This window comes from Citrobacter sp. wls613, assembly GCF_005281195.1.
GTDB classification, from domain to species: Bacteria; Pseudomonadota; Gammaproteobacteria; order Enterobacterales; family Enterobacteriaceae; genus Citrobacter; species Citrobacter gillenii.
On sequence record NZ_SZXN01000065.1, the window covers coordinates 56,582 to 76,914 of the forward strand.

The window sequence follows — 20,333 nt, forward strand, 5'->3', positions numbered from 1 at the left end:
CGATGAATGAGAAAGCCTATACTCATGCTGATGCACAGTACCTGAGCGGGGCGATGATTGACGGCTGGTATGCGCCGTCCCTTCGGGGCACCGGGATGTCTGAGCAGGAGTTAACGTCGCTGTTACTGACCGGTAAAAGCAAGCATGCTGCGGTTTCGGGTTCAATGGCTGAAGTCGTCAGTGAGAGTACGCAATACCTGACGGATGAAGATGCTGCAGCGATTGCACAGTATCTGCGGAGCCTGAAAAACGCCAAACCGGAGACGACACGAGCGGGCACCACCACGGCGTCCTGGTCGAATTCACCGCAGGCGGGAAAAGTGGTCTACAACCGTTATTGCTCGACCTGTCACGGTCTGGAAGGCAAGGGCACGGATAACAACGCGCCGTCACTGATCCACAATCCGCTGGTGATGGTTGACGATCCGACCCCGCTGTTCAGGGTGATTTCGCAGGGCGCGGAAACGCCGACCACGCGGGGCAACGTGTCGTTTAAGATGCCAGCGTATAACGGATTGCTGACCGAAGTTGAGATGCGCGATGTGATCAACTATGTACGAAAAAGTTGGGGTGAAGGCAATGGCGAGGTCAGTCAGGAGGAGCTTGCCGGACTTAAACCAGCTACACACTAAGCGTTATGCCTGATGGCGCTGCGCTTATCCGACCTATAAAAACCGTATTGTAGGTCGGATAAGACGCGTTAGTGACGCCATCCGGCAACGTTTATCCTACGTTTGCCTTGATAATGCCCGCCAACCGGGAAAATGCCGCGGCCATCTCATGTTCTTCAATACTGGCAAAACCCAGCAACAGACCGCTGCGTTTCTCTTCGTTGACGTAGTAACGTGACAGCGGTCGTACCAATAACCCCTGCGTATTCGCCAGCTGTGCAATCATGCTGTCGTCGGCATGGGCTGGCAATTGTAATATCAGATGCAGCCCGGCGTTACTGTTGAACGGTCCCAGATAATCCTCTCCGAGTTGCGTGGCGATCAGGTCCACCAGCGTCTGACGACGGCGGCTGTACAGTTGGCGCATTTTACGGATATGCGCGGCGTAGTAGCCTTCGCGGATAAACTCTGCCAGCGCGGCCTGGATCAAAAGGTGTCCGCCGCGATAGAGGTCGTTATGCACTTTCTTCAGCGGTGCAGCGAGCGGTTTGGGCAGCACAACATACCCGAGTCGGAGGGCAGGATAGAGCGTTTTGCTGAATGTGCCGATGTAGATAACTGGACTTTCTTCCTCCAGTCCTTGCAGTGAAGGAATAGGCTGCCCCGAAAAGCGAAACTCGCTGTCGTAGTCATCTTCCACGATCCAACTGCGTGTTTCACGTGCGCGAAACAGTAACTGCCGTCGCCGGCTCAGGCTCATCACCGACCCCAGCGGATATTGATGTGACGGTGTCACAAAAATTAACTTCGGGGCCATCGCTGACGACACTGGTGGTACCATGCCCTGTTCATCAACGGCCATCGCCGAGAAGTTAACCGCGTTGATGCGCAGAATATTTTTGATTCCCCAATAGCCTGGCTCTTCAATCCAGGCGTTATCGCCAGGGTTACACAGTGTGCGGGTCACCAGATCCAACGCCTGGTGAATGCCTTCGGTGATCAGTATCTGTTCAGGAGCACACCTGACGCCGCGCGCGGTACGCAAATAGTCCGCCAGCGCTTCTTTTAGTTCACCGTCGCCACCCGCCGCATCATAGGTGAGAAACTCCGGGCGCAGGCGTCTTGCCAGCCTGTCCTGAATTTTTTTAAGCGTGCGGTGGGGGAAATGTTGCACATCCGGAACGCCAGGAATAAACGCCCCCCACTGGCGCGGGCTGGCGCTGGCATTACCGAGCAGCTCCAGGCAGCGGGTGGACAGGCTGGCGCGGTCTTCCTGTGCGGGGGGCGCGTTTTTTTTATCGGGCCGTTGCGCGAGGTTGTCCAGCACGCTATCGGTGACAAATGTGCCGCTGCTGGTGCGTGCAGAAATATACCCTTCGGCCTGCAGTTGCTCATACACTCGCAGGACGGTATTGCGCGATAACGCCAGTTCGCCCGCCAGATCGCGCGAAGGTGGCATACGGGTGGCGGGTTTCAAGCTGCCTTCAAGAATGCAGCTGCAGATGGCGGCATACAAACGCCGGTGCAGTTTCTCGTCGGTTTGCTGGCTAAATGCATGCTTGATCACATCTCCGGCAAGTGAACGCATTTGGATCCTTAAAATAAAACGATTTGGCTCTCGATTAAAGTACCAGATGGCGTCTAGATTTAAAGGGTAATTCAACCCTGAATGTGTTTATGGACAAGGTGTAGAGAATGAACAATAAAAACCTGCAACAACGTCGTCTGGATGCAACCCCGCGTGGCGTGGGCGTAATGTGTGACTTTTTCGCCCAGTCGGCAGAAAACAGCACCATTACCGATATCGAAGGCAATCAATATATTGATTTTGCTGCCGGGATTGCCGTCCTGAATACCGGACACCGTCATCCTCGTATGGTGCAGGCGGTTGAAGCGCAACTTCAAGCCTTTACCCACACGGCCTATCAGATTGTCCCGTACGAAAGCTACGTCTCGCTGGCGGAGAAAATCAATGCGGCCGCGCCGATTGACGGTTTGCGTAAAACCACGTTCTTTACCACCGGCGCAGAAGCTGTCGAAAACGCGGTTAAAATTGCCCGCGCGCACACCGGCCGTCCAGGTGTGATCGCGTTTGGCGGGGGATTTCATGGCCGTACCTATATGACGATGGCGCTGACTGGCAAGGTCGCACCGTATAAAAAAGGCTTCGGGCCGTTCCCGGGGTCGGTTTACCACGCACCGTATCCTTCTGAGTTGCAGGGCATCACCACCGCCGATTCGATAAAAGCCATCGAGCGTCTGTTTAAAGCTGATATCGACGCCAGCCAGGTCGCAGCGATTATCTTCGAACCCGTCCAGGGTGAAGGGGGCTTTGTGGTGGCCCCACCTGAATTCGTTGCCGCTATTCGCCGCATCTGCGATGAGCACGGTATTGTGATGATTGCCGATGAAGTCCAGAGTGGTTTTGCCCGCACCGGCGAGCTTTTTGCCATGGACCATTACGCCCACAAAGCCGATCTGATGACCATGGCGAAAAGCCTGGCGGGCGGTATGCCGCTGTCCGGCGTGGTCGGCAAAGCCGAAATTATGGATGCCCCTGCACCGGGTGGTCTGGGCGGTACCTATGCCGGTAACCCGCTCGCCGTGGCGGCCGCTCACGCGGTGCTTGATATCATTCATGATGAGCAACTGTGCCAGCGAGCAGCAGCGCTGGGTGAACAACTGCGTGCTACGCTGACCGATGCCCGTGCGTGGTGTCCGGAACTTGCCGAAGTGCGTGGGTTAGGATCGATGATTGCCGCTGAGTTTTGTGATGCCAGCACCGGAGAGCCTTCTGCGGCCACGGCGCAACGCGTACAGAAGAAAGCCCTTGAGCAGGGACTGCTGCTGCTTACCTGCGGCCAGTACGGCAACGTGATCCGTTTCCTTTACCCGCTGACCATTCCGCAGGATCAGTTCGTAAAAGCGCTGGAAATTATTAAATCCGTCACTAAATCGTGATAGTGCGCGTATAGCGTCAACCCTGGCCGACGGTGGTACACATCGTCGGCTTTTTTGTTCCTGTCGGTTTCTCAACGTCAATTGATCTTCATCGGTAGAGTTACCTGATTTATTGGAAATGCGTTGCCAGATACCTCGTTATATAATTTAATATATATCGATTTTTCTCCTGTCCAGATGGTATCTATGTTAACTCTTCGTTCATTTTTGCTGGTATGCGCCAGCATGTTGTTTGCGTTTTCGGCGCAGGCAGACCGCACGATAACCGATCAGCTTGGCCGCCAGGTCACGATCCCCGATAGCGTCAATAAGGTGGTGGTGTTACAACACCAGACGCTGAATATTCTGGTTCAACTGGATGCCACGCAGGACATTGTCGGCGTGATGTCGAGCTGGAAAAAACAGCTTGGACCGGCGTTCGCCCGCTTTATGCCGACGATTACGACCCTGCCGACGCCGGGCGATCTCACCAGCGTGAATATTGAAAGCCTGCTGGCTACCCACCCGCAAGTGGTGTTTGTTGCCAACTATGCACCTGCCGAGATGATTCAGCAGATTCAGAATGCCGGGATTCCGGTGGTGGCTATCTCATTACGTCAGGATGCTGCTGGCCAGCAGAACAAAATGAACCCGACTATGGCTGACGAAGAGCAGGTCTACAACGAAGGCTTAAAGCAGGGGATTCGCCTGATTGCCGACGTGGTGGGACGTAAACCGCAGGCTGAAACGCTGATCGACTACGTTTTTTCGGCCAGGGCTAAATTCAATGCGCCGGTGGCGGCGATTGCACAGGCGCAAAAAGTCCGTATCTATATGGCCAACCCCGATCTCATGACTTACGGTGCCGGAAAGTACACGGGCCTGATGATGCAGCATGCCGGAGGGCTAAACGTGGCTGCGGCGAGCGTTAAAGGCGCGCGGCAGGTTTCGCTGGAGCAGGTGTTAGCGTGGAACCCGCAGGTGATTTTTGTCCAGGACCGCTACCCGCAGGTGGTGACGGAGATCCTAAACGATCCCAACTGGCAGAACATCGATGCGGTAAAAAATCATCGCGTCTGGCTGATGCCGGAATACGCCAAAGCCTGGGGATATCCGATGCCGGAAGCGCTGGCGCTGGGTGAATTGTGGATGGCAAAAAAACTCTATCCGAATGCCTATAAAAACATCGATGTTGATGCGCAGGCACAGGATTACTACCACCGTTTTTACCGCGTGAACTGGCAGTCCGATGCTGCTAAGTAATCGCGCTTTCCCCCTGCAACCGATACTGATTACCGTGGTGCTACTGCTGGGTGTTGGTTCACTGTGTGTGGGGCAATATCCGCTGTCGCTGCGCGATGTGTTCTCATTGTTGAGCCATTACGCAGACTCGCAGGGTATGGCGCACCAGGTCGTCTGGACCGTCAGACTCCCGCGTATTTTGATGGCACTGCTGGCGGGCGGCGCGCTGGGGTTATGTGGGGCTACGCTGCAAGGCGTGTTTCATAATCCGCTGGTGGACCCGCATATTATTGGGGTGACCTCTGGCTCAGCATTTGGCGGCACGCTAGCGATTTTGTTTGGGCTTGATCCGTTCCTGATGATGGGGTCGACGTTCTTCTTTGGTCTGGCGGCGTTGATTCTGGTATATGCCATTGCCGCGCTACAGGGGCTGGAAAACACGCTGGTGCTGATCCTCTCGGGCATTATTTTGAGTGGTTTTTTTGCCGCGCTGGTGAGCCTGATTCAATACCAGGCCGATACCGAAGAGACGTTACCCAGCATTGTATTCTGGCTGTTGGGCAGTTTTGCGACCGCCAACTGGCATAAAGTGTGGCTGCTGACGGTGCCGGTCGGCATTGCGGCCATGCTGTTGTACCAGTTGCGCTGGCAAATCAACCTGTTATCACTCAACGATAAAGACGCCACAGCGCTCGGGGTGGCGGTGGTTCCGCTGCGGCGCAGCGTGTTGCTGTGCTGCGCATTGCTGGTTGCGGCGCAGGTCTCCGTCAGCGGCAGTATTGCCTGGGTGGGTCTGGTGATCCCGCATCTGGCCCGCCTGCTGGTAGGCGTTGATCACCGTCGGTTACTCCCCTGTGCTTTCTGGCTGGGCGGCGGTTTTATGATTGTGGTGGATGATATTGCCCGCACGCTGCTACCTACGGAAATTCCTCTGGGGATCATCACCGCCTTGCTCGGTGCGCCGCTGTTTGCCTTTTTGCTGATTCAGTCCAGCCGACGGGGGATACGATGATATCTGCCGCACTTAACGTCGATCAGTTGGAGTATGGCTACCGGATGCCGTTGTTTGCGCCGCTCACGTTCCGCTGTGAGAAAGGCAATATCTGGGCCGTGCTCGGGCGTAACGGTTTGGGGAAGAGCACGTTGCTGGATACGCTGACCGGTACGCTGCCGTTGTTGGGTGGAAACATACAAAGTGAGGGGGGAATGGGTATTGTGGCGCAGCATACGCGCTTACCGTTTCCCTACACCGTTAGCGATGTCGTGCTGATGGGCCGCGCGCAGCATGTAAAGTTATTTGCTCAACCGGGCCAGCAGGATAAAAAGCGGGCGATGCAGGCGCTGGAGCAGCTCAATATTGCGCATCTTGCGTCCTGTACCTTTTGTTCACTTTCCGGCGGGCAGCAACAGTTGGTAATGATCGCCCGGGCGTTGGTCACGGATTGTCAAACGCTGTTGCTTGATGAACCCTGTTCCGCGCTGGATTTAGCCAATCAGCAGGTGGTGCTGCAGCTTATCAGCGATCTGGCGTATCGCCAGGGCTGCAGCATACTCTTTACAACGCACGATCCGCAGCATGCACTACAGATAGCCAGTCATACGCTGCTGTTGTTGCCGCAGGGGAGATGGCTGGCGGGGCCAACGCAGGAGATTGTGACGGAAGATAATTTGTTCCAGGCGTACGGTTTACCGCTGCGAAAATTTAGCGTGGACCCGCATCCGACGCCGTTTATCGCGCCGCTGTTTACCATTCATCGTTAAGTGTTTTAAAACCGGCGCTGGCCAAACATGTTTGTCCGTCGCGCGCGAGGATAAAATCAACCAGCGCTTTGACGTTTTTAGACGCCTCGAGCACCGCCAGCTGGTATTCACAGCGAATGTTATGGTCCGTGGGGATCGTTACGCAGCGAATATCGGGCTGCCCGGCAAGTGCTGTTGCATAGTGCGCGTAGCCAATAAACAAATCCGCCAGGCCCTGGCGAATAATCCACGCGCTGGCCAGTTCGCCATTTGGCACCTTAACCGTGTCACGGCCACCGACAAGGGGAATAGCGCGTTCGCGCAGGCGCTGTCCAAGGCCGGGTTCGAGCACATCGAGGCTGTCGAATAATGCCCAGGTATAATCCCCGGAAGGGTCACAGCCGGGGGTTGAGGTGCCAATACGCAGGGTTGGATCTCGCAGTAACTCCAGCCATTCGCCGGTTTTGCGGGTGGTGAGGCTCAGTTGGTTCCAGCAAAAGGTATGCACGGACAGTGCCCTACCGCTGGCCAGCAACTGCTGCGGATGTGCACGATTGGCCGAGGCAAATAAGGCACAAGGTTCACCGGCTTCTATACGTTCGCGTAATAATCCGGCCGGGCCGTATTCCACACAAACGTCAATTCCGCTTAGAGACGTGAACTGGTTTATCAGCGGGGTAAAGGCCAGCCGTAAACTGCCAGCAGCGAAGAGCGTGATGGGGCATGACATAATGTAGTGAGTCCTGAATTCGAGGTCCGAAATGAATGACAGACATCTTAAACGTCATCATATTGTATATGACCAACTATTCGATGCAAATGGCAATAATTATCTGGGTAATAATTTTTTTAAGATATTAACAATTGAATTAATGATTAGCTGTACCCGGAAAGGCTGCTGGGTCTTTTTACTGTAAATCACAAACAGATCCAGATGGGTGGAGAAGTTATCAGGAAGTGTAGGGACCAGACCGTCGATATCTGTTTCTTTAATGATCAACTCGGGCATAAATAAATAACCAAGACCCGCTTTGGCGAGTTCGATTGCGGCATACGAGTTATCGCAGGCAAAATCACCGCTAATGATTATCTTTCTTATTTCTTTATGTGAGTCGTCATTTATATACCAGATGTTATGATTGTCTTCCATATGTGAGAAAAAAGTATACAGGGACTGTGTCCATAATCTTCAATGGAGTGGATCGGATATCTCGCAATCATGTCGCGGGTGCCATATATATTGGCCGGAATCGATGCGATATTTCGCGCAATAAGTTCGTCATTGTCGGGCAATGAATGCGTAAACAAGATGTCGCAGTCATCACTAAAAGGGACGCCAAGGGTAAATTCAGCGTTGCTGAGGTTACTGGTTGTCAGCATTAATTTAATTTCCGGATGCTGCGCTTTCAACCCAGGAATGACGTACTTGGAGATAAATAACAGCTGACCGGTAGGGGCATGGATCCTGACAAACCCATCAGACGCCAGCTTATAGGCCATTGTAAACTTCTGGATATCTTCACATGACTTCATGTGTTTTTTGACGTAGGGGAGAAGCTCTTCACCGAAACGGGTCAATTTTATCGGCCGACAAGAGCGATCGAACACGGAGAATCCAAAACGGTCCTCCAGTTGTTGTAAGGTTCTACTGATATTGGGTTGCGCAATTTTTAGCGTTTCCGCAGCCAGACTCAAACTACGGGTACACGAAAGTTCATAAAGGATACGGAGTTCGTTATCGTTAAAGCTGATTTTCTGGACCACTGAGACCTCAGATATGCCTTGTGAATATTATCTGTATACATTCCCGCACGGCTTCGGCCAGTGTCTTTTGAAATTGAATGTATACAGTCCAGCCAACAAAAATAGCGCAGGCATGTTACGTGAACATACCTTTTAAACGGTTGCACAATAATATTTCAACCAATTCTTATCCATTAAAAGATAGCATGGTTTGTGTAAGAAAACAAAAAAGCAAAATGCGAAAATTACAATGAATAAACGTGTTGTTACGGGGTTCATGACTATTTTGATAATGGGTGGGCGGTAGATAAAGCCTGTTTCTACCCATTTTAAGGTTACTGCAGGAGTGTAGGTAACGCATTATATCTATTACGCATAATGTTATGCACATTGTTTGCGAGACGCATGAGGTGAATCTGACTAGAATACCGCGCAAATTTATGGTCACAGGCTGGATTCAGGGATAACGAGTTAATACTTAAGCAAATTTTACCGAATGAATAACGTTTTATTCACTTTTATTACAAATTAAACCCTGAGCCCTCTGTAAAAGTCGCACACTTATTATGATCGAAAGAACTGCATGGCTTTGCCTGATTGTACACCTGTCGATCATTACGACGCCGGTACTGGCAACAATAACAAGCGAACCTCAATCGTCGCAATGGCAAAGCGAATTACTTGCACGACCTTCTGTCGTATATGTGCTTCAGGCCGAAGAAACAACGGATTCCGTTGCCGAACGCTTAGGTCTGACGACCATCCAACTGCGCTATTTCAACCAATTCAGAACATTTAACAAACCGTTTGAACAATTAGGTCAGGGTGATGAGCTTGATATTCCGGCCCCAGCCTCCGGTGGGAATAAGGCGGCAGGCGCGAGTGACAAGCTACACCAGGAACAGGAAAACGACACCGGGGTTAAACGCCTTGCCAGCGGTGCTTCGGGCCTAGCGAATATTCTGGAAAACGGCGATGCGGCACAAGCGGCCAGCGGTCTGGTCCGTTCGGAAATTAACAGTAAAGCGAATGAAACAGTCACTGGCTGGTTAGGGCAGTTTGGCACGGTACGGGCGCAGTTGAATGTCGGCGAACAGTTTTCCCTTGATGATAGCAGCGTAGATTGGCTGGTGCCGGTATATGAAACACAGACGAATGTCTTATTCACCCAACTGGGTTATCAGAATCAGGACGACCGTAATACGCTGAACGTTGGCGTGGGCGTACGTCATTTCAGCCATGACTGGATGCTGGGATTTAATACCTTTTATGACGCCGATTTGAGTGGCGATCATCGTCGCCTTGGCGTTGGGGCTGAACTGTGGCGCGACTATTTTCAACTTGCTACCAACGGGTATTTCAGACTGTCTGACTGGAAGGCCTCGAAAGACGTGGAAAATTATGACGAACGCCCGGCGAACGGTTTTGATGTCAGAGTGCAAGGTTGGTTGCCTGACTATCCGCACCTTGGCGGCAAGTTTATCTATGAGCAGTATTTTGGCGATGAGGTCGGGCTGTCTGGCGAAGACGAACGGGAGAAAAATGCCTGGGCCTTCACGACCGGTATCACCTGGACGCCGTTCCCACTGATGACGCTGGGTATTGAGCAGAGTATGGAAAAGGGTGATGAGCGAGACACCAGCGTGCAAATGGAGCTGGCGTGGCGACCGGGTGAAACCCTGGAGTCTCAACTTTCGCCTGATGAAGTGGCCTCTCTGCGCGAGCTGGAAGGTAGCCGCTACAGCCTGGTTGATCGTAATAATGTCATCACTCTGGAATATCAGGCACAGGATCTTGTGCAGTTGACGCTTTCTGAAGAGGCGATTCAGGACGCTGAATATACAGTGCATACGATTTCGACCGATGTCACGAGTGAATACCCGCTGGCGCAGGTCACCTGGGATAACGCGGCGTTTCTGGCGGCTGGTGGAGAGTTTCGCGAGCTGAGCGTGAATATGTTTTCACTGACATTGCCTCCTTACCAACGCTCGCCATCCTCAGACGGGACGGCAAACCAGTATCGCGTCGTTGCGATGGCAGAGGATACCGAAGGGAATACCAGTAATGCCCAGACCTTGCTGATTGAGGTTCTACCCGTAAATCTGGCGTTTGGCGATGCGTTACAGGTCACCGGTAACGGTGCGCCCGCTGATGGTAAAACGCCGGTTACTGTGACCGCAACCCTGGTCGATGATGACGGCAAACCGGTTAGCGGAAAAAATATCACCATGGGAATGACATTCGCCGACGGCAGTATCACCGCTGAGGATGTGATGAGCGATGCGGCAGGGCGGGCGATGTACAGCGTGGTCTCTCACGTTGCGGGTCAGGCAACGGCGACGGCCAGGGTGCATGAACTGAGCCAGAGCGCGAAAGTATTGTATAGCCAGGCGAATTCGGGTGTCGATGAAATGTACTCGGCGTTGCTGGTGAACCCGGCGGTGATTCGGGCCGATGGCGAAGATGTTGCTGAAATGACCTACAAAGCCAATAACAGCGAGGGCGAGCCGGTAACGGGCCTCGAGAACGTGTCGTTTCAGGTGTCCGGTGTGCCCAATACCACCTCCACAGTAGTGCGTGAAGTCGCGCCGGGTATCTATCGTGCAAAGTTGAGCGGTATTCATGCCGGGAAAGGCGTGGTGCAGGTTATGCAGGGAAATGTCGTGGCGAAGACCTTGCGCCGTCCGGTTACCCTCATCTCCACCGGTAACCCTGTCGACCCGCAGCAATCTTCTTTAAATGCGACGCCGGGAAGAATATCCGCCAATGGTAACGCGGAATCGACTCTGGTTCTGCAGTTAACCGACAGCAGCGGGAACCCACTGAAAGAAAAAAACGTCCGATTTACCAGTAGCCTCGCCGGAACGACGATCGGCAACGTCACTAACCGGGAGGATGGTACGTATACCGCCACATTGACGGGTACCGCAACCGGAAACGCAAAAATAAGGACGCATGTTAACGGGTTTCTGACCACTATCGCGCCGACGGTGGTCAAGCTGGTACGTGATGACAATTCGGTCAGTCTTGAGGCTGTGGTGGTGCTTGACGATCATGCGCTGGCGGATGGTGTAGATGAGAATGTCATCAAAGTCACCACCTTTAACGCGGATGGGACGCCTGCTGCGGGTGAAACCGTACGACTGTACGCGAACAATCATGCGGATATTCCCCCTGCAGCCACCACCGATGCTAACGGTGAGGTCTCGGTGTCGTTGACCAGTCGGGTCGCGGGTGAGGTCACGGTGATTGTTGAACTTAACGGCAGCACAGAGGAAGTTGAAACGAGTTTTGCCGTTGATGATGACAGCCTGGATCCAGCGAAATCTCAACTGAATGTCGTCCCTGAACGTATTGAAGCGAATGGCAATGCTGAATCATTTATTCACTTTTTATTAAGGGATCAGCAGGGCAACCCGGTTACCGGGCAAAAAGTGACCTTCACCAGTCCTCTGGAGGGCACGACTATCAGTCAGGCTAAGGATAACCATAACGGCCTGTATAAAGCGTCGTTATCTGGCGTAACAGCGGGCGTGGCCGAGATTTCTGTCAACGTGAATGACCATCACTTTGCGGTTACTCCAGTGAGCGTTACGCTCACGCCAAAAGTGGGTGAGGCCGGGCAGGGCGTCACGCAGGTGGTGGCAGACAATGCGCCGGCCAATGGCAGATCGGCGAATCAGGTGAAGGTCACCATACACCATGCGGATGGGCGTCCGGCCAGCGCGCAGGCGGTGCGATTCGTGGCGACTAACGGGGCGGCAGTACCCACCTCGGTGATGACTAATAGCGAAGGCGAAGCAATGGCCATGGTGACCAACCGCATCGCCGGAAAATCCGTGGTGTCGGTGATGTTAAACGGACATGTCCAGCAGGTTGAACTCACCTTTCTGTCTGATGAAGGCAGCGCCACCATTTTCCCTGGCGACCTGCGCATCATAGCGGACAACGCATTAGCTAACGGCACTGCTGAAAATAAAGTCAGCGCGACCGTCAGGGATGCGTTTGGTAATCCTGTGGCGGGGCAGCAGGTGAAATTTAAGGCCAGCCACGGCGTACGTGCTTCTGCACAGGGTGTGACCGATGCGAACGGCGTGATAACAGCGACCCTGACGAGCACTGCTGCGGGACGCAGCGAGGTTGTGGCGCTAATTAATCGTCGCGGCGAGCACGTGTCGGTTAATTTTGCCCCCTTTGCATCATCGGTGAAAGTGCTACGCAATGGGCAAGCGCTGACCACCCATCCGCAGGTGGGCGACCGTTTATCCGCTGTCGTCATGTGCGGTGAAATTGTCTGCGAAGAGCAGCCAGAACATTTTCAGTGGCAGGGGGAAACCGCTGCAGGCAGTAACCAATTCACCGCGATTCCACAGGCGACGGGCCGTATCTATGTTGTGTCTGGCGAATGGCAAAAACGTGCTTTGCGCGTGGAAACACAAGAATCACCCTGAAACCCGTAATTTCCCGGCTGACGCCTTAATCCCTTTTTATTATTGAGTACGCAAATGAAACGCAAAAACTTTACCTTAACCGCCAGTAGCGCGATGTTAATCCTGTCATTTCCCGCCCTGGCCGTCTTGTCCGATCCAACCGATACCGTAAAAGGACGCGTGCCGGTTATCACCCAGAGCACGATTGTTTCTGCTGATACCAACAGCAATGGCGTCTTCGACATTGGCGATGTGATTTCCATCAGCCAGCAAGGCGCGTTCAGCGACCCGGACGGGGATGCAGAATCGCAAAGAACCTTTCAGTGGCAGGCGGATGGGGCAGATATTTCGGGCGCCACCAGTGATACTTACACCGTGACGGCGAGTGATTTAGGCAAAAAGATCACCGTGTTGGTTACGCCGCATACTGACCCAACGATAACCGATCCGGATACCGGTATCGCAGTTGCGTCAAATGAGCTGTCAGCGGCTTCTGCATCAACGCCGATCGCCGTACAGATTGATGGCGCAGTGAATGGCTTCCCGCAGGTTGATACTGAACTTAGCGCCGTCGTACAACTGGCTGACGGCAGCGCCGGTGATGCTGGCACCTATCAGTGGAAGATTGAGACCGCGATTGGTTCTGGCGTATACCAAAATATTCCAGGTGCGAACGGTAAGACTTACAAACCGGTAGCCGGGGATCAGAAACGTAAGATACAGATCGAGGTGAATTAATGTCACCCATTGTGCAGCAGCGAAGTGTTCAAGCGCTGCTGCGTATAATCGCCGTTCATTCGGATTGCCTGAGCTATGAAGCTGAATAGTGTCGCGCTCACTCTGCGCAGCGCCGCGGGTGTGCTGGTTGTTTTTGTCGCCACTGAAGCCCTGGCGGTGACAGCACAGACCGCGACGGTAAAAGGACGCCCGCCCGTGGCCGGTCAACTGCAGGTGATTAACACCTCTGCGCCGGGATTAAATCCGGCTCAGGGAGATACGCTGGAGATTGCGTATCAATTTCACGATCCTGATGGTTTGCAGGAAAGTCCATCAGAGACCCTGTTTCGCTGGTTGGCCGACGAGCAGGTAATCTCAGGGGCGAATGAGCGTCTTTATACGCCCGGCCCCGCGCAGAATAAACGCTACCTGACGTTTAAGGTGTTGCCGGTTGAGATTGAACCTTCCGATCCCGACCGACCGGATGCGCCTTTTGTCAGCCCAAACGCGAACGCGCCGGTGCTACCCGCGCGAGCAGACTTGTCGGCCGCGTTTCATTATGCTTCGCCAGCGCTGCGCTGGGGGGATGCGTATATGCACTGTGCGAACAACGGTATGCGTTTACCAGATGAGGGCGATCTGCAGGATATGTTTGTGACCTACACTCGGGCAAATCGTGTGGGGCAAGATTCTAAAGGCGATTTACGGCATACCTATGGCATTGCTGGACGTAACGCTATCTGGACGACACGCGCGCTCAATGATACGCACCATGCGGTGATTAATGCTTTTACCGATGGGCGTAGTAGCGCGGCGGCAAACGCCAGCAGACAGACAGTGGTGTGCGCGCAAACCGGTATACCTGACATGCTCCCGGCGATCGTCAATTTAGCGATACCGGCGCCCCGCGAAGGGGAAGATGTCACACTTTCCTATCTTTATCAGGGGAATGAGACGATTCCCGACCGGTCGCGTTTTCAGTGGTTTCGTGCGGATAACGCAGCAGGAACGGCCAGAAAAACGGCAATTCCAGGCGCGGTTGAAAAAAGTTATACCCCCGTTGCAGAGGATGTAAATCGCTATCTGGTGGTGGAAGCCACGCCAGCAAGCTATGACACGGTAATGGGGACAATGGTCAGTACGGTCAGCGAGCAAGTGGCACCAGGCGGCAGCAACGTCCTCCCTGGGAACACGACTATTCACGTCAATGGCGCCACGTTTGATACCGACAGCGGTTTTCCTCGCAGCGGATTGGTTGGTGCCAGTTTCCAGTTGCGCATGAATGGCAATGCTGCCAGCAACCGGGAGTATTCCTGGCATGACGATCGTTCGTGGTTAAGCGTGGATGATAAGGGTGTGGTGACGTTTAACCGTCGGCCTGAAGGCGCAGAGAAAACTGCCACCATTACCATACGGTCGAAAAATGACGGTGGGTCTTATGCTTATACCTTCACGGTCACGAAGTGGTTAATCACTGACGGCAATCCAACAGGATTTAATAATGACTGGTGTGGTAAACAAGATGATGGCTATCGTCGGCCGACTGCAGAGGAATCGACCCGCAACGGCGAGCGAGCGGCTTCAACCGGACGCTGGTGGAGCGAGTGGGGGCCGTTGTACAACTTTGGTGGCAACTGGGTCAACGCACCTTACTGGATAGATGAACTGGGCAGTAAAAATACGTTGAATATGAGTAATGGGATAGTGACGAATAGCAGGAAAAGCAGTCACGTGGTCTGTATAGCGGATGTGAATTAAGGCGTTTTTCTGAACGGATGGTTGCCTGTAAGACGGTGAGGAAAGCAGGCAGCCACAGCCAATTGTTGAAGGCCGAATAGCAATTACGTAAGAGTGTTTTTTTGAAAAAAAGAAAGTGTAGATAAGGACGAGAGAGTAAGCACCAAATCAACGGGAATTGATTTGGTGCGTCCGAGTGGACTCGAACCACCGACCCCCACCATGTCAAGGTGGTGCTCTAACCAACTGAGCTACGGACGCAAGATGGTGCGTTCAATTGGACTCGAACCAACGACCCCCACCATGTCAAGGTGGTGCTCTAACCAACTGAGCTATGAACGCAACGTTGTAGGTGACAACGGGGACGAATATTAGCGGCACAGACCGAATGAGGCAAGAGGGAAATTGTGTTTTTCTGCATGTTTTCACGCGATTGCAGAGTAATTAAGCAAGTTGATTATATTTTGTTGATTTTGCAGCGTGTTTTTTATTCACCCAGTCCTTCGAGTGCACAAATTAGGCGTGCGGGGTAGAATCAGAACTTCTCTCAGGGACGATCGCAATGGCCGACTGCTGGTGGGGTAATGTTCTGCTGCTTGGACGATATCCGATCAACGCGGATGCCAGAAGAGTGAAATGGTGGCGCAAAAATGTCGCGAAGTAACGTTGCTGCCCATACTGCTGCGGCACATCGGTGGATTGGGAACGTTTGTGATTCTTGATGGGGATTATCGTTTACAGCCCACGATTGCCGAAACCATTCCGCCGATACTTTTGGTGCTGAGCGAGATGAATGAACGTGAAATTGTGGGTGGCCCTGTACACCAGCAGCGAATCTCCCGGGCGCTGGAAGGTTATTTACAAAAGCATCGCCTGAAAACGTGTTGGGAAAAGATCGTTAATCGGGTGAATGGCTAATATTGTCAGGATCTAAAAATGGTTTTGAGATCCACTCCAGTAAGTCCCGAATGTCGCGATCATCCGGGGTTTTTTGCTGTTATGGCGAGTCGTTACAGCCGGTATCTTTATGTCTGGCCCAGTCGACCATGCCCTGAAAGTCAACAATGACCACCGACTCATCCCCGACGACCCAGGCGTCGTGCCCTGGAGGGATGTGTGACAGATCGCCGGGGCGGCAATCAAATTCACTGCCATCGTCCATTTTTACCCGCAGCACCCCGGCTACGTGGTATTGAAAATGCGGGGCTTCACAACTCTTTGTTCCCGCTATCGACTGGATCGATGTCGCCCATCGCCAGCCGGGCTCCAGCACCGCACGTCCGACGATGGCTCCGCCGATATTGAGAAGTTCCAGTCGTCCATTCGCAAACTCGCGAACCTCATCTGGTATATCGAATGATTTCACATCTGCTTTGTCCATTGCGTACCTCCTTAGCTTGATTACGCACATGGCCGCTCTTCAATTATATCAGCCTGGTTGTTTTTTGTTCGGTTTCGCCATGGGGAATTCTGCAACAGGACCTACCCGTAGACCGGGTTTAAGCCGTGCCCGGATTAGCGTAAAATGTCCGCTTTCTGCCGCAACGCTACTGGCTAACTCAACCAAGTGAATTTTTGATGAAAAATAAACCGACGCTCTCCCTGATGTGTTTTCAGATGCTGGAATCTGGCGCGAGTCGCCGTACGGTGAAAAGGGCTCTTACATCCCGCCGCGTTAAGGGCCGTCAGGCTGTGGTGCTGCTTTGCAAGCAAGAGATGGCGCTGCTGAGAAGCGGGAAATTGCACACCCAAAATACAAAAGAGTGAGATTTGATCAATGGTTCCCTGAACATCACTCTTATCTGAAAGGATGAGGTGAATTGAGATTGCCCATTAAGGCGAATAGTGGACGTAACTGCTGTCAGGTTCAGGTGATACGTCCTACGTATAAAACATGTCATTTATTACAACAAACTGTTGGGGTTAATTATACGATAAGTGAATAAATTGTTGAATCACGTCATGTAATGTTATTTATATAACAACCCTATAGGGTTACCACTGATGTGGTAAAAGCATTATCCTCTCCGATTAACTTTATTAAACATATTATAATTCAATTGGTTATTGAGGATGTAATGCTGCGACTAATAAATTCAGCTCTTAGTATTCATTTTTAATATGTATTCTTGCCAATAAGTGCTGTACTATTCAATATAAGTCAGGTGCTGTATTTGTTGGCTTATTTATATAAAAAGTTAAGCGTAAGTTACCTAAAAAATCAAATTAACATTGTTATGTGAAAGGTATTACATATCTATTGATACATTATCACGTGTCAAAGGTTAAAGTGACACGTGGCGTATTCTCTTGAAAATAATAAGAGATGGATTTGTATGCGAAGTCGATAACATCATACAAGAACATAAAAATCGCTGTTTAATAGCATTAAATTAAATATTGATATAAGCGACGACAGAAGAAATACCCAAGACCAGGTAAATTAACTCGGTGAGCTTTTCTGACGCTGCGAAATTACTGAAACGACATTTATTATGAAGGGGTGAAATGAAACGCTTATTCGTTGTTGTCTTTATGGCATTGCTTGCTGGGTGTGCCGAACGGGCAGAAGTTGCGCCAGCACTGGATGAAATGGGTAATGATGCCCTTACTTTAGCGACTCTTGAAGCAGAAAGCGTGGGGGGGAAGGGAGAATATGATTACCTGTTACCAGAGGATCAGGCATCTTTGCTCATGACTTTTCGCACTAAATTTTTAACTGCGCAATGTTACAACCGGGCGGCAAATGATAAAGCTACTGTAAAAAATCAGGCTGCATATCTAGCTGGTGTAAAGACAAGGGTTGCTATGCAGTTTAATGATGCCAATCCGGCATTCCATGATCAGGCTATTGCGCTTTGCACTAAATGGGCAATGAGAGGCTTACAATGAAAAACTTAATATTAATTACTGTCGCCTCGGTTGTTTTAGTCGGTTGTTCGAACAATCCTAACGCTTCAGATTATGAGCTTTGTCAGGCCATGAGTGGTGACACCTTTACCAGTAGCGCTGAAGCAGCTCGTATGATGCAAGATAGAGCACAAGCAGGTACGGCAACGATTTCGTCTGCTGACTGTATCGCAATAGCACAGGGGACGGCGGCTGGTTGGCAACAAAAAGCGGCTAACCTCAATGCTGCGGCTCAGACCTACAACCAAAGCATACAGCCTAAACCGTCAACACAAACCACCTGTAATCCGACACTCGGCGGCGGTTTTACCTGTAACCAAAACTAAGATGTTAAGTTCAGTTCGCATGATGATGACACCCCCTGTCAAAGCGCAGGGGGTGTCTTTTCTAGAGTGAGGATGTGTATCACATAACCGGCCCGCGTTTAGCTCGCTTGCAGCATACCGAAGCTCACGATTCGCGATCGGCCCAACTCTTTGGCGCGATACAGGGCCACGTCAGCGGCGCGCAGCAGGTTGTCGCTTTGGGTGTGCTGTGGGTAGCTGGCAACGCCAATAGACACGTCGATATGGCTGATGTCCGACGTCCCAAAGCGCAGCGTAAGCGCATGCACGCCGTTGTAGATGTCCGTCGCCATGCGGTTAGCCTCTTCTTCACCCATGCCGCTGAGCAGGACCAGAAACTCTTCACCACCGTAGCGGAACGCCATCCCACTGTCGCGTATGGCGCGCTGAATAATCGCGGCAACGCCCTTGATAACGCCATCGCCCGCCTCGTGGCCGAACCGATCGTTGACATCTTTGAAGTGATCAATATCAATCATCAGGCAACTGATGGGTGTCTGATTATGTATCGCCTGGCCCATCTGGGTGCGCAAAGTGTCTTCCAGATGATGGCGATTGCGCAGACCGGTCAGCGGGTCGTAGAGTGCTTTTTCCAGTAACGCATCGCGCAGACGCTGATTGGCTAATGCCAGACCGAGCGCTTCTGCCATCAGTTCCAGATACGCGCGGGAAGGCGCGGTATCATCGCTGAGATTCTGAAATGAGAGCAGGCCGATAGCCTCACCTTGAGCAATCAACGGCACACACAGCGTGTGATCCTGACATGACTCTGGCAGATGGTAGCAGGCGATGTCCGGCTCGCCGTGGACCGGGGGATGACTCTGCCCGCGACGCACGGCCCAGCATTCGTCCGGGTGGAAGGCATCCGCTTTTCCCTGCGGAGAAAGCCACTCAGCGACGCAGCGCATCTGCCATGGTTCCCGGTCAAGAATGTAGAGGCGTCCGGCGACGCCGGGAGCAATATTCGGCGCGAACAGTTGTGCAACATTGATAACGTCAGCGAAGTTCTCACACCCCTGTAAGCGCTGAGTCATCCGTGCCAGCAGTTCGCGTATCGCCCAGTCGGCGTCACGCTCTTTCTCCAGCCGCTGCCGTACCAGGCCGTTCTCGCGAAAAATGCGGATGGCCTGTGCCATATCGCCGATTTCATCAATCTGGTTAAAGTTAGGTGTTTCAACCGCGTAATCCTGCGAGGCCAGTCGATGAACGACGTCGCTCAGTCGCACGACGGGGCGCAGCACCCGACGTTTTAAAATAAAGCCGAGGACAAACAAAAACAGTAGTGCCGTCAGTCCGACCATCACTTCGGACAGCGTGCGCAGTGTACGGGACGTCTGCGTGGCGTCCTCAATGGCGTTGCGGGCGCGGCTGTCGAGCATCTGGCGGAAATGGTCTATTTTATCCTGCGTCCGTTCGAGCTCCTGCTCATAGGATTTACCGAAGAGCAGGGCGATAGCCTGCGCCTGCTCTCCGCGCGCGACGCTTTCGATCGCCGTTTGTTGTTCGTTCTGTAGCGTATCAACAATTTGCAATCCCTCGTGCAGGAGCGCCAATTCTTCCCCTGATGCTCCGGTATCCTTCAGTTTCGTCAATCGGTGCTCAACGGCTTTTAGCGAGGTCTCTTTCTGTTGGTAGGCTTGCAACGCATCAGGATCTTTACTGACCACATACAGGCGCGCCAGATCGGACAGTGACCAGGCGTCAATTTCAACTTCTTCGGTCAGCTGATCGAATATATACCGCTGTTCTACCGCCTGTCGTTCGGTGTTATCGGCGTTTGACGCCATTAGCATGACCACGCCGGAGGCGAGGGTCAGGCATACCGTCGCACTGTAGGCCCAGTTGGTGATTGTGGCTATTCGCACCTGTTTATTCCTTTTGCGACGAGTAATGAATGTGCATGATTGAAATTATAGAAA

At 52.4% G+C, this 20,333-nt stretch carries 17 protein-coding genes and 2 tRNA genes; 12 read left to right on the forward strand and 7 right to left on the reverse strand.

All coding sequences use genetic code 11. The features are described 5' to 3' along the window. Positions 1–632 (forward strand): c-type cytochrome (locus FDX01_RS23885; RefSeq protein ID WP_249360994.1); only part of this gene is annotated, 632 nt, incomplete at its 5' end. A gap of 91 nt (positions 633–723) precedes the next feature. On the opposite strand, the gene FDX01_RS15090 is transcribed toward FDX01_RS23885, so the two are convergent. Next, positions 724–2,199 carry a PLP-dependent aminotransferase family protein gene (locus tag FDX01_RS15090; protein WP_137400054.1) on the reverse strand — a complete coding sequence of 492 codons (1,476 nt, stop codon included), beginning with the start codon at positions 2,197–2,199 and terminating at the stop codon, positions 724–726. Positions 2,200–2,306: 107 nt separating this feature from the next. Here FDX01_RS15090 and puuE point away from each other — a divergent pair, with 107 nt between their 5' ends. From puuE to FDX01_RS15110, 4 genes are all read left to right on the forward strand, one after another. After that, a complete protein-coding gene (puuE, locus tag FDX01_RS15095; RefSeq protein WP_115258599.1) occupies positions 2,307–3,572 on the forward strand; it encodes a 4-aminobutyrate transaminase in 1,266 nt (421 codons plus the stop codon). Between the two features lie 186 nt (positions 3,573–3,758). Beyond that, positions 3,759–4,814, forward strand: a complete 1,056-nt coding sequence (locus FDX01_RS15100) for an ABC transporter substrate-binding protein (protein ID WP_137400055.1) — start codon at positions 3,759–3,761, stop codon at positions 4,812–4,814. Further along, the gene (locus FDX01_RS15105; RefSeq protein ID WP_137400056.1) at positions 4,801–5,805 is read left to right on the forward strand and encodes an iron ABC transporter permease; all 1,005 of its coding nucleotides are present in this window, start codon (positions 4,801–4,803) and stop codon (positions 5,803–5,805) included. Before FDX01_RS15100 ends, FDX01_RS15105 begins: the two co-directional genes overlap by 14 nt. Beyond that, positions 5,802–6,554: an ABC transporter ATP-binding protein gene (locus tag FDX01_RS15110; protein WP_115258596.1), complete on the forward strand. Its 753-nt coding sequence runs from the start codon at positions 5,802–5,804 to the stop codon at positions 6,552–6,554. Before FDX01_RS15105 ends, FDX01_RS15110 begins: the two co-directional genes overlap by 4 nt. Here FDX01_RS15110 and FDX01_RS15115 read toward each other — a convergent pair. Both FDX01_RS15115 and FDX01_RS15125 read right to left on the reverse strand, forming a co-directional pair. Further along, complete coding sequence (locus FDX01_RS15115) at positions 6,538–7,263, reverse strand: substrate-binding domain-containing protein (RefSeq protein ID WP_137400057.1); 726 nt, start codon at positions 7,261–7,263, stop codon at positions 6,538–6,540. The two genes, FDX01_RS15110 and FDX01_RS15115, sit on opposite strands and share 17 nt — an antisense overlap. A 389-nt stretch (positions 7,264–7,652) precedes the next feature. Next, positions 7,653–8,297, reverse strand: coding sequence for a LysR family transcriptional regulator (locus FDX01_RS15125; protein WP_170974780.1), 645 nt, complete (start codon positions 8,295–8,297; stop codon positions 7,653–7,655). Between the two features lie 545 nt (positions 8,298–8,842). Between FDX01_RS15125 and FDX01_RS15130 the strand changes: the two genes are divergently transcribed. The 3 genes from FDX01_RS15130 (at position 8,843) to FDX01_RS15140 (ending at position 15,181) form a co-directional block, all read left to right on the forward strand. Next, on the forward strand, positions 8,843–12,727 hold the full coding sequence (locus tag FDX01_RS15130; protein ID WP_137400060.1) for an inverse autotransporter beta domain-containing protein: 3,885 nt from the start codon (positions 8,843–8,845) through the stop codon (positions 12,725–12,727). A gap of 54 nt (positions 12,728–12,781) precedes the next feature. After that, positions 12,782–13,444: a ZirU family protein gene (locus FDX01_RS15135; RefSeq protein ID WP_223240221.1), complete on the forward strand. Its 663-nt coding sequence runs from the start codon at positions 12,782–12,784 to the stop codon at positions 13,442–13,444. A gap of 75 nt (positions 13,445–13,519) precedes the next feature. After that, positions 13,520–15,181: a hypothetical protein gene (locus tag FDX01_RS15140; RefSeq protein ID WP_137400061.1), complete on the forward strand. Its 1,662-nt coding sequence runs from the start codon at positions 13,520–13,522 to the stop codon at positions 15,179–15,181. A 163-nt stretch (positions 15,182–15,344) separates the two neighbouring features. Here FDX01_RS15140 and FDX01_RS15145 read toward each other — a convergent pair. Together FDX01_RS15145 and FDX01_RS15150 are read right to left on the reverse strand one after the other, a co-directional pair. Further along, positions 15,345–15,421, reverse strand: a tRNA-Val gene (locus FDX01_RS15145). 4 nt (positions 15,422–15,425) lie between these two features. After that, positions 15,426–15,502, reverse strand: a tRNA-Val gene (locus tag FDX01_RS15150). Between the two features lie 294 nt (positions 15,503–15,796). Between FDX01_RS15150 and FDX01_RS15155 the strand changes: the two genes are divergently transcribed. Beyond that, positions 15,797–16,078, forward strand: coding sequence for a hypothetical protein (locus tag FDX01_RS15155; protein ID WP_137400062.1), 282 nt, complete (start codon positions 15,797–15,799; stop codon positions 16,076–16,078). 79 nt (positions 16,079–16,157) lie between these two features. On the opposite strand, the gene FDX01_RS15160 is transcribed toward FDX01_RS15155, so the two are convergent. Continuing rightward, a complete protein-coding gene (locus FDX01_RS15160) occupies positions 16,158–16,541 on the reverse strand; it encodes a cupin domain-containing protein (RefSeq protein ID WP_137400063.1) in 384 nt (127 codons plus the stop codon). 197 nt (positions 16,542–16,738) lie between these two features. Here FDX01_RS15160 and FDX01_RS15165 point away from each other — a divergent pair, with 197 nt between their 5' ends. The 3 genes from FDX01_RS15165 (at position 16,739) to FDX01_RS15175 (ending at position 18,396) form a co-directional block, all read left to right on the forward strand. Continuing rightward, positions 16,739–16,927, forward strand: a complete 189-nt coding sequence (locus FDX01_RS15165; RefSeq protein ID WP_137400064.1) for a hypothetical protein — start codon at positions 16,739–16,741, stop codon at positions 16,925–16,927. A gap of 741 nt (positions 16,928–17,668) precedes the next feature. Continuing rightward, complete coding sequence (locus tag FDX01_RS15170) at positions 17,669–18,052, forward strand: hypothetical protein (RefSeq protein WP_137400065.1); 384 nt, start codon at positions 17,669–17,671, stop codon at positions 18,050–18,052. Further along, positions 18,049–18,396, forward strand: a complete 348-nt coding sequence (locus FDX01_RS15175; RefSeq protein WP_137400066.1) for a hypothetical protein — start codon at positions 18,049–18,051, stop codon at positions 18,394–18,396. Before FDX01_RS15170 ends, FDX01_RS15175 begins: the two co-directional genes overlap by 4 nt. Before the next feature lie 98 nt (positions 18,397–18,494). On the opposite strand, the gene FDX01_RS15180 is transcribed toward FDX01_RS15175, so the two are convergent. Next, positions 18,495–20,279, reverse strand: coding sequence for a diguanylate cyclase (locus tag FDX01_RS15180; RefSeq protein WP_137400067.1), 1,785 nt, complete (start codon positions 20,277–20,279; stop codon positions 18,495–18,497). Positions 20,280–20,333: the final 54 nt, after the last annotated feature.

Bases quoted from the DNA above. Each gene is read 5' to 3' on its own strand.
- FDX01_RS15090 (WP_137400054.1), bottom strand. From the start codon at position 2,199: ATGCGTTCACTTGCCGGAGATGTGATCAAGCATGCATTTAGCCAGCAA.
- puuE (WP_115258599.1), top strand. From the start codon at position 2,307: ATGAACAATAAAAACCTGCAACAACGTCGTCTGGATGCAACCCCGCGT.
- FDX01_RS15100 (WP_137400055.1), top strand. From the start codon at position 3,759: ATGTTAACTCTTCGTTCATTTTTGCTGGTATGCGCCAGCATGTTGTTT.
- FDX01_RS15105 (WP_137400056.1), top strand. From the start codon at position 4,801: ATGCTGCTAAGTAATCGCGCTTTCCCCCTGCAACCGATACTGATTACC.
- FDX01_RS15110 (WP_115258596.1), top strand. From the start codon at position 5,802: ATGATATCTGCCGCACTTAACGTCGATCAGTTGGAGTATGGCTACCGG.
- FDX01_RS15115 (WP_137400057.1), bottom strand. From the start codon at position 7,263: ATGTCATGCCCCATCACGCTCTTCGCTGCTGGCAGTTTACGGCTGGCC.
- FDX01_RS15130 (WP_137400060.1), top strand. From the start codon at position 8,843: ATGATCGAAAGAACTGCATGGCTTTGCCTGATTGTACACCTGTCGATC.
- FDX01_RS15135 (WP_223240221.1), top strand. From the start codon at position 12,782: ATGAAACGCAAAAACTTTACCTTAACCGCCAGTAGCGCGATGTTAATC.
- FDX01_RS15140 (WP_137400061.1), top strand. From the start codon at position 13,520: ATGAAGCTGAATAGTGTCGCGCTCACTCTGCGCAGCGCCGCGGGTGTG.
- FDX01_RS15155 (WP_137400062.1), top strand. From the start codon at position 15,797: ATGGTGGCGCAAAAATGTCGCGAAGTAACGTTGCTGCCCATACTGCTG.
- FDX01_RS15160 (WP_137400063.1), bottom strand. From the start codon at position 16,541: ATGGACAAAGCAGATGTGAAATCATTCGATATACCAGATGAGGTTCGC.
- FDX01_RS15165 (WP_137400064.1), top strand. From the start codon at position 16,739: ATGAAAAATAAACCGACGCTCTCCCTGATGTGTTTTCAGATGCTGGAA.
- FDX01_RS15170 (WP_137400065.1), top strand. From the start codon at position 17,669: ATGAAACGCTTATTCGTTGTTGTCTTTATGGCATTGCTTGCTGGGTGT.
- FDX01_RS15175 (WP_137400066.1), top strand. From the start codon at position 18,049: ATGAAAAACTTAATATTAATTACTGTCGCCTCGGTTGTTTTAGTCGGT.